Here is a 13640-nt window from a genome sequence, read left to right as displayed (position 1 = left end):
AACGTTTGAATGGAACTATTGTAACAGTTTTGCCAGGTCCTGGACGGTGTCGGCGATGAGGTCTGCTTGCCACAGGTCAACGGTTTCCGGCTCTTCAATGTAGCCATAACGTACGGCAATGGTTGTCATGCCGGCATTGCGGCCTGCTTCGATATCTCGCTCGTGATCGCCTACGTAGATGCCCTTAGCCGGATCGGCGCCTATATGTTTGCAAGCCAGGTGAAGGGCTTCGGGGTGGGGTTTCCGGTGGGTGACGTGGTCCGGACAGATGACGACAGCACAACGTTTCGCCAGGCCAAGGGCCGCCACCAGGGGAGCTGCGAAGCGCACCGGCTTGTTGGTGACGATGCCCCAGGGGATGTCCCGGGACTCCAGATTGCGGAGAATGGTGTCCATGCCCCCGAACAGACGGGTTTCAACGGCAACGCCTTCCTCATAGAGGTCGAGGAAAGCGGTATGTTTTTCCAGGTAGTCCGGGTGTTCCGGTTCCAGTCCGAAACCGACACGGACCATGGCACGGGCGCCGTTGGACACGGAACGACGGATGGTTTCCGGCGGCAGCGGTTCCATACCGTGATCGACCCGTAACAGGTTCAGGCAGCGGATGAAGTCCGGTGCGGTATCTATCAGCGTGCCGTCCAGGTCGAACAGCACGGTTGAAGGTTGCTGGTTCACGGTTGTGGGTCACCTTCCCGGGTATCCAGGGCGTGCATCATGTAGTTAACGTCCACATCACGGCCGAGGCGATAAACTTTGGTGACCGGGTTATAGCTCATGCCGGTGAGTTCACGGACGTCCAGCCCTGCGTGACGCAGGTGATCCGACATTTCCGACGGACGAATGAATTTGCGCCACTCATGGGTGCCCTTTGGCAGCAAGCCCAGCACGTATTCCGCACCGACAATGGCAAACAGGAACGATTTGGGGTTGCGGTTGATGGTGGAGACAAACAGGTGGCCGCCGGGCTTGAGCATGGCAGCACAGGCCCTGATGACCGATGATGGATCGGGCACGTGCTCCAGCATTTCCAGGCAGGTCACCACATCGTACTGCCCGGCGTGCTCCGGGTCCGCCGCCAGGGCTTCCACGGTGATTTGCCGGTAGTCCACTTTGATACCGCTTTCCAGGCCATGCAGCCGGGCCACTGACAGCGGGGCTTCACCCATGTCTATTCCAGTGACGTGGGCGCCCCGGCGGGCCATGCCCTCTGACAGCAGGCCGCCGCCACAGCCCACATCCAGCACCCGCTTGCCGGCGAGGGGCGCACGTTCGTCGATGTAGTTCAGGCGCAGTGGGTTGATGTCATGCAGCGGCCGGAACTCGCTGGTCGGATCCCACCACCGGCTGGCAAGGGCCTCAAACTTGGCGATTTCGTTGTGGTCTACGTTCTGGTTACTCATAGTCGGTTCTGCCTGATTGAAAATACGGTGGCGGCCAGGGGAAGTGCCTGTCTTATTGGTTACGAATCCGGTCAGACCAGGATTGTACCCTGAGCATCAGGTCTGGCACATCGATTCGGGTCAGCCGACCATCCTGAACCTGAGGAATGCCATTGATCCAGCTATGGCTGACCTGGCGACCGTGGTTGCTGTAAACCAGATGGGAAGCCGGATCATAAACCGGTTGCAGGAAGGGATCGCTCAGGTCAACAGCGATGACATCCGCCAGTTTGCCGGCTTCCAGCGAACCCAATTCGTGGTCCCGTCCCAGCGCCCGGGCACCCTGTATCGTGGCCATGGCAATGGCCTGGTGGGCGGACAATGCGGCTGCATCCCCGGCCACTACTTTGGCTACCATGGCGGCGGTGCTGATTTCTCCAAACAGGTCCAGGTCGTTGTTGCTGGCGGCGCCATCGGTACCGATGGCCACGTTAATGCCGGCCTCCGCCAGTTTTTGCACCGGGCACAGCCCGCTGGCGAGCTTGAGGTTGGATTCCGGGCAATGGATCACATGAGCGCCGGACTGCTGCAGCAAGGCGATATCGGACTCATCGATTTGGGTCATGTGCACACACTGGGTGCGGGCGCCAAACACGCCCAGTTCTGCGAGCCTGGCCGTGGGGCGTTTGCCGGACTTCTCCAGCGCCTCCGCTACCTCGAACGCCGTTTCATGCAGATGAATCTGGATGGGCGCTCCGGTGTCGGCAGACAGTGCCACCGCTCGTGTCATTGGATCGTCAGATACCGTGTAGGGCGCGTGGGGACCGATGGCAGGCATGATGTATTCATTATCTTGCCATTCCCGGATAAAGGCCGCTCCCTTGCTGAGATACTCATCCGGGCCTGAGCCCCAGGGGGTCGGGAAGTCCAGCAGGGGAAAGCAGATCTGCGCCCGCATGCCGGCATCGTGGGCCATCTGGGCAACTATTTCCGGAAAGAAGTACATGTCCGAGAAGGTGGTAGTGCCGGTGCGCAGCATTTCGGCCATGGCCAGTTGAGTGCCATCGGCAATGAAATCCTCACTGACAAAGGCGCCCTCGGCAGGCCATATATGATCGTTCAGCCAGGTCATCAGCGGCAGGTCGTCCGCCATGCCCCGGAACAGTGACATGGCGGCGTGGCCGTGCATGTTGATCAGCCCCGGCAAAACCACGTGCTGGTCCAGGTCTATGGTTTCCCGGGCACGGAAGCGGGCGTCGGCCTCTTCCCGGGATACCACCGCTGCAATCCGGTCGCCCTGTATGATAACGGCCTGGTTGTGCAGTACGGTGTTAGCGGGTTCCACCGGAACGAGCCAGCGGGCGTTAATGCGTATATCGGCTGCAGTAATGGTATCTGCCGTCATTTACCCTGCCTTTTGGGTGCGGTACGGGCGTCTGTCACCATGAACAGATCCCGGAGAATGTAGCCGGAAAGTATAACCAGCCACCGCCCGGAGAACTACCCTGGATTCAGGGCTGAGAATCCCCCGTTAACGCGGGTATACTGGCGGGCCTGTGTGATGGATTTAATCTACCGGAGCTCACTGATGCCGAAGTCTTCCAAGCCGTCTGCAAACCGTGCAATTGGTACCGTTGCCATGCGTTGGCATGAAAGCAGTCTGGAGTTGCTGGACCAGCGGCTGCTGCCGACGGAGGAGCATTGGATTACGCTGGAAGGCGCATCCGGCGTTGCCCAGTGTATTCGCGATATGGTGGTACGCGGGGCGCCCGCCATTGGCATCAGTGCCGCCTACGGTGTGGCCCTGGCGGCCCGCCACGCTGGTGGTGGCGACTGGCAGGCGGAAATAAAACAGGCCATTCGTGAACTGGCGGCGTCACGTCCGACCGCGGTCAATCTGTTCTGGGCCCTGCAGATCATGGAGCAGGAGTTTCATGGCTGCCATTCCCTGGAGGAGGCGGTCAAACGTCTTGCGGCGATGGCGGTGCGAATCCATGAGGATGATCTGGCGGCCAACCTCGCCATGGCAGACCATGCCCTGGAGTTCATGGCTCCGGAAACACCGTTTTCGGTGCTGACCCATTGCAACACCGGGGCACTGGCAACCGGAGGTTACGGCACGGCGCTGGGGGTTATTCGCCGCCTTCATGAGGAAAAACTGTTGAAGCGGGTGTATGCCGATGAAACCCGCCCCTGGCTTCAGGGTAGCCGCCTGACGGCGTGGGAGCTCGCTCGGGAGGGGGTTCCCGTCACGCTGAATGCAGATGGTGCAGCCGCTGCGATTCTCGCCCGGGGCGATGTTAAATGGGTTGTGGTGGGCGCGGACCGGATCACCGCTAATGGAGACGTCGCCAACAAAATCGGTACGTATAGCCTGGCGGTGCTGGCACGCCACCACAAAGTCGGATTCATGGTGGTGGCGCCTTCAAGCACCGTCGATATGGCTCTGGCGTCGGGGCAGGATATTCCCATTGAAGAGCGCGAGGGCAGTGAGGTGAGGCAGATCAAGGGGGTTCCCATCGCACCGGAGGGCGTGAGCGTGTTCAATCCGGTCTTTGATGTCACCCCGGCCAGTCTGATCGATGCCATCGTGACCGAGAAAGGGGTGGTCCATAACCCCAATATTACCGGTATGCGGGCTTTATTCGGCTGAACCTTCGTATTTGTCCCTGAGTTCCGCCGCTTTCTGTTCCTGCTCCTCGACAAAGTGCAGGGACATTTCAAAGCTTTGCCGGGTGAACTCAAGGACCTTCCGGAACCCTTCGTCCGAGAGGTTCCGGGCGTCGTCATGGCGGCGGAAGATATTGATGAATTCCCGCTCCCGCTCGAACTGTAACGGCAGGCGGCCGATGCCCCAGTCATTGAGGATTTGCCAGACTTCCGGGTTGTAGTTGCGGGTGGTGCGCAGGATGAAGGGAATCGGGTCGTTGCGGGCGATCAGCGCGGCAAGCCGCAGAATAAGCTCGAATGACAGGGTGGCGGTGCCATTTTCCACAGCCTCAAGGACAGACTTGTCCTTGAGATTCAGTGCCTCGCTCATTTCCGACAATGTCAGCCCGGCGACTTCGCGGATGTCCTTGAGGGACTGTCCAGCCGTCAGCATCATCCGCAACTGATCCTGGGAGTTTATCAGCGCCCGGCCGACACGCAGCGAGGTGTCGGTCGAGCGGGCGGCGAAACGCAGGGCCGAGCCGGTCATGCCGGTAATGCGATTCACCAGGGACCTCTGATCCCGGGATTCCGCCCCCTGTTCAAGGCCCTCCACCTCGTCCAGAGACTTCATGGCATGCATGGCATCCATCAGCATGCCCTGGAGCATCTGCGCTTTCTTGCGATCGTCGTCTGTGGCGGTCATTGATGGCCTTGTTGGTCGTGCGCCAGGCGCTGCTCTCAGCGCGCCTGGGCAGTGATTTGCCTGGGGTTCAGAATAGACGCCATGCGTTGGTCCAGCTCGAGCATGTCGGCCATGATATGGCCACCCTCGCGGATGATGAAATCAAGCTCTTCATCGGTGCTGTCGAGATCTGCGGCCTGCATATCCTGCCAGTCATCCAGTTCTTCCAGTGTGTCGAAAGGTTCTTCACCACGGAGCTCGCGCCGTGCATTGGCGATGGTCAGGCGTGTGCGCTCGATCTGGGACTGGTGCTCCTTGCGCTGTTCATGGTTCAGGCTCACGGATTCCATTTCCCGTTGTTCCTTCAGGAAATCAATTTCCTGCTGCAACAGGCGAAATTCCGGACTGGTTTCAAAGCGCTCGTCGTGGCGCTTGCGCAGTTCGTCGATAATACCGCTGAAATCAAAATACCGGGCGTGGGGAACTGCCTCTATCTGATCCCAGGGCAGGGCGTGATCAAGGGCATCTTCGCCAATGCGGGTTTTATCGACCCGGGACGGAATCTCGATATCCGGAATGACCCCCTTGTGCTGTGTGGAGCCACCGGATACCCGGTAAAACTTCGATTGGGTAATTTTCAGCTGCCCGTGGTTCAGCGGGCGCACCGCCTGTACGGTACCCTTGCCGAAGGTCTGGGAACCGACGACCAGGCCGCGGCCATAGTCCTGTATGGCGCCGGCGAAGATTTCAGAGGCAGACGCACTCATGCGATTGACCAGCACTACCAGCGGGCCGTCGTAGGTTACCGAGGGGTCTTCATCGGTAAGGACCTGCACGTCGTTATTGGAATTGCGGATCTGCACCGTGGGGCCCTGATCTATGAACAGGCCCACCAGGTCGTTGGCTTCGTGCAACGCGCCGCCGCCGTTGTTTCGCAAATCCATCACCACCCCGTCGACGCCGTCTTCCTTGAGTTCTTCAATCAGATTGCGGACATCGCGGGTGGTACTTTTGTAGTTGGGATCGCCTTCCTGCATGGCCTGGAAATCGGCATAGAAGGTGGGAATGTTAATAACGCCAATACGGTAGCTCTCGCCGCCACGGTCAAGCTCGATAACGTCCTTGCTGGCGCTTTGCTCTTCCAGTTTTACCTTGTCGCGCTTGATGGCAATGGTCTTGGTGACGGTTTCGTCCGTGGCGCTGGCGGGAACAACTTCCAGGGTCACCGTGGATTCCCGGGGACCGCGAATCAGATCCACCACTTCATCCAGGCGCCAGCCGATGACGTTGACCGGCTTTTCTTCATCTTCCTGGGTCACGGAGACGATGCGATCCGCCGGTTTTAGCTGGCCCTGCTTGGCTGCGGGGCCGCCAGGAACCAGTCGGACCACTTTGGTGTATTCATTGTCGGACTGGAGCACCGCGCCAATACCCTCGAGGGACAGGCTCATGTTGATGTTGAAGTTCTCGGAGGTGCGCGGTGAAAAATAGGAAGTATGGGGGTCCCACATGCCGGCGAAGGCGTTCATGTAGGCCTGGAATGCGTCCTCGCTGCGGGCCTGGTAGGCACGTTTGAGCTGGCCTTCATAGCGCTGGCGCAGGCTATCTTCAATGGCCTCGTCGTCTGAGCCATTCAGTCGCTGCGCCAGAACGGCGTTCTTGACTCGTTTCACCCAGAGTTTGTCCAGGGCTTCTTTGTTGGGCTCCCACTCGGCCTCTGAACGATCCAGGAGAATGGTTTCCTCGGCATCGAAGTTCAGGTTGTCGATACCCTCATCAATAAGTGCGAGGGCAAAGTTGAGGCGTTCAATAATGCGCTGCTGGACCAGGTTGTAAATATCAAAACCAGGCTGGAGTTGCCCGGTCTTCAGGGCGGAACCGAGCCCCAGGCGGATTGCCGAGAACTTCTGGATGTCCTCCTGGGTGAGATAGATCCGCTGACCATCCAGGTAGTCCAGGTAGGCATCGAAGACATCCCCGGAGAGGGAATCATTGATGCCCAGATCCCGGAAATGGGTGAACTGAAGCTGGCGGGCGATCAGTATGTTGGCGCGCGCCTGCTCCACGGTGGGGGCCACCGGCTCGTATTGCTGCGCATCCTGGTCGATGGCACCAGAGACTGAAAACGGCAGGGCCAGCATCAGCGCGAGGGTGATGCCTTTGGCTACTGGCCGGGCTTGCAAGTTTCTGGTGATCAATCGCTGAGTGATGCTCATAAACGTTATACCTGACGGTGCATGGCAATACAGATACGCCTGGCGGGTAAGCTGCGTGGGTATGTACCCCTGGAACAAATACGCCTGAACGGTATCGCCGGATTTGGCTTATGAATTTATTGTAGGCAAGCGTAATGGCGGTTGCCATAGCCCCGACGTATCGGTTCGTGACAATCTGTCCATGATGTGGGCAGGTTTGCAGCCTGATTTGCAGGAAGTTGTGTATTGCGGGGGCCTGGCAGCCCCCGCATGCGCCGGTTACGAGAATAACGCGTTGGCTTCGGCTTTTTCCAGCAGCAATGCCGGAGGCGCAAAGCGATCGCCGTACTGATCCGCCAGTTCTTTGGCTCGTTCCGCGAAGGCCCTCACGCCATACTGGTTGATGAACTGGATGGCGCCACCGGTCCAGGGGGCGTAACCAATGCCGAAGATGCTGCCGATATTGGCGTCTTCCACGGTTTTGAGGACACCTTCTTCCAGGCAGCGAACCGTCTCGATGGCCTGAATAAACAGGATGCGATCCTTCAGGTCCTGGAGTTTCACCGTTCTGGCCTTTCCGGCATCCACGTACAGGTTTTCCAGCTCCGGCCACAGGTACTTCTTGCCGTTGGCGGGATACTCGTAGAACCCGGCGCCAGCAGCCTTGCCCTTGCGGTTATGGGTATCCACCATCTGATCAATCACGGCCTCCGCCGGGTGTGGCTGCCAGGTACCGCCAGCAGCTTCGGTGTCCTTCTTGCTCTGGGCGCGGATGTGCTGCATCAGGGTCATGCTGACTTCATCGGAGATCGCCAGCGGCCCGACGGGCATACCTGACAGAACACCCGCATTCTCGATGCTGGAAGGATGCACCCCTTCGCCCAGCATGGAGATTCCCTCGTTTACGAAGGTGCCGAACACCCGTGAAGTGAAGAAGCCACGGCTGTCGTTGACCACAATGGGGATTTTACCAATCTGCTGAACGTAATCGAACGCTCTTGCCAGGGTCTCATCGGAAGTTTTCTCGCCAACGATGATTTCCACCAGCTGCATCTTGTCCACCGGGGAGAAGAAGTGCAGGCCGATAAAATGATCCGGCTTGGCGGAAGCCTCGGCCAATTGCGTAATGGGGATGGTCGAGGTGTTGGAGGCAAAGATGCCGTTGTTCACCAGTTTGGGCTCTGCTTCCTGGGTGACCTTGGCTTTCAGGCTGCTGTCCTCAAAGACGGCTTCGATCACCAGATCGCAACCTTCCAGGTCGTCGGCAGAATCCGTGGCCTTGATACGGCCCAGTACTTCGGCTTTCTGCTCTTCGGTCATGCGGCCACGGCTGACTTTCTTGGCGAGCAGTTTTTCGGAGTAGCTTTTGCCTTTCTCGGCGTTTTCCACCGATACGTCCTTGAGGACGACCTCAATACCGCGGGTTGCGGTGGAGTAGGCGATGCCGGCGCCCATCATGCCGGCACCCAGAACACCCACCTTCTTGAAGGTTTCCTTTTCAACACCTTCAGGACGGCTGCCGCCGGCGTTGATGGCGTTCAGCTGGAACCAGAAGGTGCCGGTCATGTTCTTGGCCACCTGGCCAATGACCAGCTCGGCGAAATAACGGGTTTCGATCAGGCAGCCGTTGTCGAAGTCCACCTGAGCGCCTTCCACGGCGGCGGAGAGAATGCGCTCCGGTGCCGGGTAGCAGCCCTTGGTCTTCTGCTTGAGCATGGCTGGCGCAATCGCCAGCTTCTGAGCCATGGCCGGATGGTGAGGGGCGCCACCGGGCAGCTTGAAGCCTTTCTGATCCCACGGTTGCTGGCATTTGGGATTGGCTTCGATGAAGGCGCGGGCCTTGGTCATCATCTCTTCCGGCGATGAAGCCAGCTCATTGACGATGCCGGCTTTCAGGGCAGCTTTGGGTTTGACCTTCTTGCCTTCCATCAGGAATGGGAACGCGGCCTCCAGGCCGATCATCCGGGGCAGACGCTGGGTGCCGCCACCGCCGGGCAACAGGCCCAGGGTCACTTCGGGAAGACCCAGTTGGATGCTGTCGTTGTCCAGAACAATGCGGTGATGGCAGGCCAGGGCAATCTCCAGGCCGCCGCCCAGAGCGGAACCGTTAATGGCGGCAACCACGGGCTTGCCGCAGGTCTCCAGGGCCCGCATTTCCGCTTTCAGGCCGTTGACCATGTCTTCGAAAGCCTGGGCATCGTCGCGGGTAACTTTGTGCAGCTCTTTCAGGTCGCCACCGGCGAAGAAGGTTTTCTTGGCGGATGTAACGATAATGCCGCGGATGCTGTCGAGGTCTTCTTTGACCTTTGCAACGGTCTCGGTCAGCCCCTGGCGGAAGTCCGCATTCATGGTGTTGGCGGACTGGCCCGGCATATCAATGGTCAGGGTCAGAATCTGGTCTGAAACCAGGTCGTAATGGATGGCGCTCATAATTCGGTTCTCCTGTCAGAAAAAGTGTCGGGCTCAGATGCGCTCGATGATGGTGGCAATACCCATACCGCCGCCCACACACAGGGTGGCGAGACCGAAGCGCAGTTCACGGCGTTCCAGTTCATCGAGCAGGGTGCCCAGAATCATGGCGCCGGTGGCACCCAGCGGGTGGCCCATGGCGATGGCGCCGCCGTTGACGTTCACTTTTTCATCCGGAACAGACAGTTCCTTCTGGAAGCGCATGACCACAGAGGCAAACGCTTCGTTCACTTCAAACAGGTCGATCTGATCGACGGTCATGCCGGCCTTTTCCAGTGCCTTGCGGGTAGCAGGGGCAGGGCCGGTGAGCATGATGGTGGGATCGGTGCTGGTGACCGCAGTTGCCACGATGCGCGCCCGTGGTTTGAGCCCCAGGGCTTTGCCCTTGGCTTCGCTGCCAATCAGCATGGCGGTAGCGCCGTCCACGATACCGGAGGAGTTGCCCGCATGATGTACGTGGTTGATCTTTTCCACGTAATGGTATTTTTCCCGCGCGACGCCATCGAAGCCCATCTCGCCCATCATCTGGAAAGAAGGCTTCAGCCCGGCGAGAGATTCAACCGTGGTGTTGGCGCGGACCTGTTCGTCGCGATCCAGGATGACCACGCCATTCTGATCGGTCACGGGAATGATGGATTTGACGAAATGGCCCTTTTCCCAGGCACTGGCTGCTTTTTGCTGGGATTTTACCGCGAAACCATCCACATCTTCACGGCTGAAGCCTTCGATCGTCGCGATCAGGTCGGCGCCAATGCCCTGGGGCATGAAACCGGTGTGCAGGTTGGTGGCGGGGTCGGTTGCCCAGGCGCCGCCGTCGGAACCCATGGGCACACGGGACATGGCTTCCACGCCGCCGGCCACGACCATATCTTCCCAGCCGGAACGCACTTTCATGGCGGCCAGGTTGACCGCTTCCAGGCCGGAGGCACAGAAACGGTTCAGGGTGACGCCGGCCACTTTTTCATCCCAGTCGGCAGCCAGGGCAGCAGTCTTGGCAATATCCGCGCCCTGATCGCCAACGGCGGTGACACACCCCATCACGATATCGTCTACCTGGGCAGTGTCCAGGCTGTTCCTCTCCTGCAGTGCGTTGAGAACGGTGGTCAGCAGCGTGATGGGCTTGACGCTGTGCAGGGAACCGTCTTTCTTGCCGCGCCCCCGGGGGGTGCGTACTGCATCGAAGATATACGCTTCGGTGGTCATTGCTATTCCTCTGGTGGTTATTGTTTCGGGACGATAGTCCGATGCACTAACCATAGCGGGTTGCAGGCACCGTGGGTAATGACGCCGGCTGCCAATCGCATTGGCGAAAGTGCTCACCGGGTCCATGACAAGGGGGCTGGGGGGATCTATGGTTTAACTACAGGCATATCGAAACAGGAGGCTGAAAATGTCCCTGAGAGATGCGATCGACAATTTCTATGAAAGGCTGGTGGTGGATGCAATTGATGCCACCCGGGAGGACTCCGATACTGCCGACTTCCTGACGGATGTGATGTGCGTTGCCCTCAACCGGTTACCACCGCGATATTACTGCCACTCTATCGATATGATGTTCTACCTGGGAGATGACGAACTAAAGAGTATGAAGCAAAAATCCCTGGCTGCCGTTAAGGATGCCAGGGATTTTGTGGCGAGCCATCAGAGGGACTGAGGATGTGACCTTCAGCCCAGCAGCGTTTCCAGTGCCTTATTCAGACGCGTCGCCAGATCACCGTCAAGCGCTTCCTGGGGTTGCTGGATGCACCAGTTCGCCACCAGGCTTTCCAACTTACGATTCTTGTCGCTATCCGTATCTCCTGTGTTTCCCATGCCGTCCGCCAGGCGCTGTACCTGAATTTCCATTCGCCGTCCCTGATCCGATTCAGGGGAGGGCGCGCCGGTCAGAATCTCTGCGCGGATGACCAGCTCCCTGGCGTCCATAGTGTCAGGCTCGTCGGCCAGCGCCGGCCATGCCGCCGGGATGCTGTCGTTATCCTGATTGCCGGCAAGCCGGGCCTGGACGTGGTCCTGCCAGGACTGCACCTTGCTCCGGGTTTTAAGGTCTTCCAGTATGTCCGACAAGCGGCGCTTCTGCTCCCCCATGCGATCCCGGACTGATTGCGATACGGGTTCCGACGCCAGGGTTTTGAGATCATCCAGCGCGTTCTCGATTGTGCCGGCATCGGTTTCATCGCCATTCAGGGCTTCACAGGCGGCAATCACCGATTCCACCCGCTCGTCGGCTTCCCTGGCAGCTTGTTGCTGCTCGGACTTCCGGGCATCGCGACGGGCGAAGATTTCGTCACAGGCTTTGCGGAACGCCTGCCAAAGTTTGCGGTCCTCCCGGTGTCGGGTGATGCCGATTTGTGTCCATTCAGTCTGTAGCGCCTTGGCCTGATTCATCGCGTCGGTCAAGGGCTCATGGTTGATCAGAGCGTTGGCGCGGTCGACGATGTCCTGTTTCAGCGCTTCGTTCTTCTGGCGCTCTGCATCCAAGGGGTCTTCGAGTTTTTTCAGTAATGCGTCAAAGCGTTTTTGTACCGGCCGATTGTCCCGGAACTCAATGGGCCAGGCCGCTTTCCATTCCTGGCGCGCTGTCTGGTGTATACGCTCGGCGGTTTTCCAGTCGATCGCGGACCAGTCGGCGGCGCCGAGGAAGGTTTCCAGCTCCTCGCAGATCGCTTTACGCTTTTCCAGGTTGGCCTGTTTGAGGCCGGACTTGGCTGAAAAGTAGGCTTTGCACGGTTCATATGCCTTGTCTGAGGCGGCTTTGAAGCGAGTCCAAAGCGCCCGGTCAGACGAACCGCCCAGCTCACGCCATTCGTTCTGAAGCTCGTGTATGCGCTCGGCTTTAGCTTCCGGCTCTATTGGCTGGGTGGCCAGATATTCCATCTGTTCACACAGGGCTATCTGTTTGGGTTCGGTTGCAAATCCCTGCCAGTCTGTCAGTTCGCGGAGTTGCCCGCCCAGAAGTTGAATACGTGCCTGGAATGGTTTGCCGTGCCGGTGATCGAGATCCCTGAACTGGTGCTGGGCGTGTTTGAACAGCTGCCTGGATTCCTTGAGCTGCTTGGCCTCAAGCGCTGTGTCCAGCTTCTCCAGGTTGGCTTTCAAGGCATCAGCCAGTTGTTTCTGTTCCTTGCTGTCGCGCTTTGGGGACGGTTTTGTTTTGGCCGTGCCGGCCATTTTACAGACAGTCTCCAACTGGGCGGGGCGACTGAAGTCTGTTGGCCAGTCAATGATCTTGATCAGTTCCCGGGCCTCGTTCTGCGGGTCTCCATCCCCGGACTGATTTTCCGACAGGGCAGACAGCTGTTCCCGGTGCTGGGTAAATCGCTTCAGCGCCCCGATGTAATTGCGCAGCGGTTGCATGCAGCTTTCGTAGGTTTTCTGTTCGTGCTTCTCAACCGACGTTTCGCGGGTGGCCTCCAGCCAGCGGTTTTCCTGGGTCTTTTGCAGCGCATCCAGTGTTGAAAGGGAGGGTGCCTGGTCCGGTGATTGCTGTTTGAGCTCGTCTAGCGTTGCTTGCAGCAGTTCAAGGGTTTCGGTGCGTTGTTTCTGTTGCTCCTGCTGGCGCAGGGTCTGCTCAGCCTCGGCCTTCAGGTGCTCGACCCGTTCGCGGCAGCGGTGAACGGCTTCGAGGAATTCGGTGGTTTGCTCACTGGAGGCTTCATGCTCTACTTCGGCCCACTGCCTGAGCAGAGCGTCCAGGCGGGCTTCGTAGAGTTTGGTGTCTTCGCTGCGGGCCTGGTCTCCCGCCTGGGCCACCAACGTTTCTATGCGTTCCCGGGTTTTCTGTTGCTGTTCTTCTTCATGGCGGATTTCCTGCAGGGCCTGGCGTACCAGCTGATAGACGGCCTTATCGCGCCCCTTGGCTTCTTTCTGCACCCGTTGCAGAGCGGATTTGTCGGTAATATGGCGGGCTGCCTCGGTACGCAGGTCAGCGGTTAATCCGCTGATGGCCAGCCGCTCAAGCTGATCCCCGGTTGGAGAGCCAGCTAATTGCTGCTTTTGTTCCTCAAGCTGCTCTTTCCTCAGGTCCACTTCCGGTGTCTCTTTCTGTTGCACCGGCGCGGCTTTTGCCCGACCCGGTGTCGCACCTGATTTTCCGGCGGATTTACGGTTTTTGAACAGTTTCTGGATGAATGCAGCCATCAGGGTATCCTTGAATATTGAAACCAGTTCCCGGTGTGGGGCACAGTGTGCCGGCACCGACCATCGGCATCCCATGGCAGGGAGCCGGAGAAGTCAGCGGGTTGCCTGGATATCAGGCAGCCGCTT

The 13640-nt window shown here is 58.9% G+C and carries 10 protein-coding genes; 2 read left to right on the top strand and 8 right to left on the bottom strand.

Annotated elements, in window-relative coordinates; all coding sequences use genetic code 11:
• Positions 1-15: 15 nt before the first annotated feature.
• From ACJO5Y_RS12990 to ACJO5Y_RS12980, 3 genes are read right to left on the bottom strand one after another with little or no spacing between them, the layout of a single operon-like run.
• Positions 16-675, bottom strand: a complete 660-nt coding sequence (locus tag ACJO5Y_RS12990) for an HAD family hydrolase (RefSeq protein WP_406987739.1) — start codon at positions 673-675, stop codon at positions 16-18.
• Entirely contained in the window at positions 672-1400 is a 729-nt protein-coding gene (gene ubiG, locus ACJO5Y_RS12985) for a bifunctional 2-polyprenyl-6-hydroxyphenol methylase/3-demethylubiquinol 3-O-methyltransferase UbiG (protein ID WP_406987738.1), read from the bottom strand. The genes ACJO5Y_RS12990 and ubiG overlap by 4 nt, the downstream gene beginning before the upstream one ends.
• A gap of 52 nt (positions 1401-1452) precedes the next feature.
• Positions 1453-2784: a TRZ/ATZ family hydrolase gene (locus ACJO5Y_RS12980; protein ID WP_406987737.1), complete on the bottom strand. Its 1332-nt coding sequence runs from the start codon at positions 2782-2784 to the stop codon at positions 1453-1455.
• A gap of 183 nt (positions 2785-2967) precedes the next feature.
• Between ACJO5Y_RS12980 and mtnA the strand changes: the two genes are divergently transcribed.
• On the top strand, positions 2968-4032 hold the full coding sequence (mtnA, locus tag ACJO5Y_RS12975; protein ID WP_406987735.1) for an S-methyl-5-thioribose-1-phosphate isomerase: 1065 nt from the start codon (positions 2968-2970) through the stop codon (positions 4030-4032).
• Here mtnA and ACJO5Y_RS12970 read toward each other — a convergent pair.
• From ACJO5Y_RS12970 to ACJO5Y_RS12955, 4 genes are all read right to left on the bottom strand, one after another.
• Positions 4021-4734 carry a helix-turn-helix domain-containing protein gene (locus tag ACJO5Y_RS12970; RefSeq protein WP_406987734.1) on the bottom strand — a complete coding sequence of 238 codons (714 nt, stop codon included), beginning with the start codon at positions 4732-4734 and terminating at the stop codon, positions 4021-4023. The two genes, mtnA and ACJO5Y_RS12970, sit on opposite strands and share 12 nt — an antisense overlap.
• A gap of 35 nt (positions 4735-4769) precedes the next feature.
• Complete coding sequence (locus ACJO5Y_RS12965; RefSeq protein WP_406987732.1) at positions 4770-6929, bottom strand: carboxy terminal-processing peptidase; 2160 nt, start codon at positions 6927-6929, stop codon at positions 4770-4772.
• Between the two features lie 258 nt (positions 6930-7187).
• Positions 7188-9338, bottom strand: coding sequence for a 3-hydroxyacyl-CoA dehydrogenase NAD-binding domain-containing protein (locus ACJO5Y_RS12960; RefSeq protein WP_406987731.1), 2151 nt, complete (start codon positions 9336-9338; stop codon positions 7188-7190).
• Between the two features lie 33 nt (positions 9339-9371).
• Positions 9372-10580, bottom strand: a complete 1209-nt coding sequence (locus tag ACJO5Y_RS12955) for an acetyl-CoA C-acetyltransferase (RefSeq protein ID WP_406987729.1) — start codon at positions 10578-10580, stop codon at positions 9372-9374.
• Between the two features lie 187 nt (positions 10581-10767).
• Between ACJO5Y_RS12955 and ACJO5Y_RS12950 the strand changes: the two genes are divergently transcribed.
• Complete coding sequence (locus ACJO5Y_RS12950) at positions 10768-11031, top strand: late competence development ComFB family protein (RefSeq protein WP_406987727.1); 264 nt, start codon at positions 10768-10770, stop codon at positions 11029-11031.
• 11 nt (positions 11032-11042) lie between these two features.
• Here the strand turns inward: ACJO5Y_RS12950 and ACJO5Y_RS12945 are convergent, their stop codons facing one another.
• Entirely contained in the window at positions 11043-13514 is a 2472-nt protein-coding gene (locus tag ACJO5Y_RS12945; protein WP_406987726.1) for a DUF349 domain-containing protein, read from the bottom strand.
• Positions 13515-13640 lie beyond the last annotated feature (126 nt).

The organism is Marinobacter alkalisoli, assembly GCF_045449855.1.
In the GTDB taxonomy this organism is placed as follows: domain Bacteria; phylum Pseudomonadota; class Gammaproteobacteria; order Pseudomonadales; family Oleiphilaceae; genus Marinobacter.
The sequence above is the reverse complement of the archived record's forward strand: the minus strand, read 5'-3'. Positions and strand labels throughout refer to the sequence as shown.

Excerpts from the sequence above, each read along its gene's own strand:
- ubiG (WP_406987738.1), bottom strand. The coding sequence starts at position 1,400 with ATGAGTAACCAGAACGTAGACCACAACGAAATCGCCAAGTTTGAGGCC.
- ACJO5Y_RS12950 (WP_406987727.1), top strand. The coding sequence starts at position 10,768 with ATGTCCCTGAGAGATGCGATCGACAATTTCTATGAAAGGCTGGTGGTG.
- ACJO5Y_RS12970 (WP_406987734.1), bottom strand. The coding sequence starts at position 4,734 with ATGACCGCCACAGACGACGATCGCAAGAAAGCGCAGATGCTCCAGGGC.
- ACJO5Y_RS12960 (WP_406987731.1), bottom strand. The coding sequence starts at position 9,338 with ATGAGCGCCATCCATTACGACCTGGTTTCAGACCAGATTCTGACCCTG.
- mtnA (WP_406987735.1), top strand. The coding sequence starts at position 2,968 with ATGCCGAAGTCTTCCAAGCCGTCTGCAAACCGTGCAATTGGTACCGTT.
- ACJO5Y_RS12965 (WP_406987732.1), bottom strand. The coding sequence starts at position 6,929 with ATGAGCATCACTCAGCGATTGATCACCAGAAACTTGCAAGCCCGGCCA.
- ACJO5Y_RS12980 (WP_406987737.1), bottom strand. The coding sequence starts at position 2,784 with ATGACGGCAGATACCATTACTGCAGCCGATATACGCATTAACGCCCGC.
- ACJO5Y_RS12955 (WP_406987729.1), bottom strand. The coding sequence starts at position 10,580 with ATGACCACCGAAGCGTATATCTTCGATGCAGTACGCACCCCCCGGGGG.
- ACJO5Y_RS12945 (WP_406987726.1), bottom strand. The coding sequence starts at position 13,514 with ATGGCTGCATTCATCCAGAAACTGTTCAAAAACCGTAAATCCGCCGGA.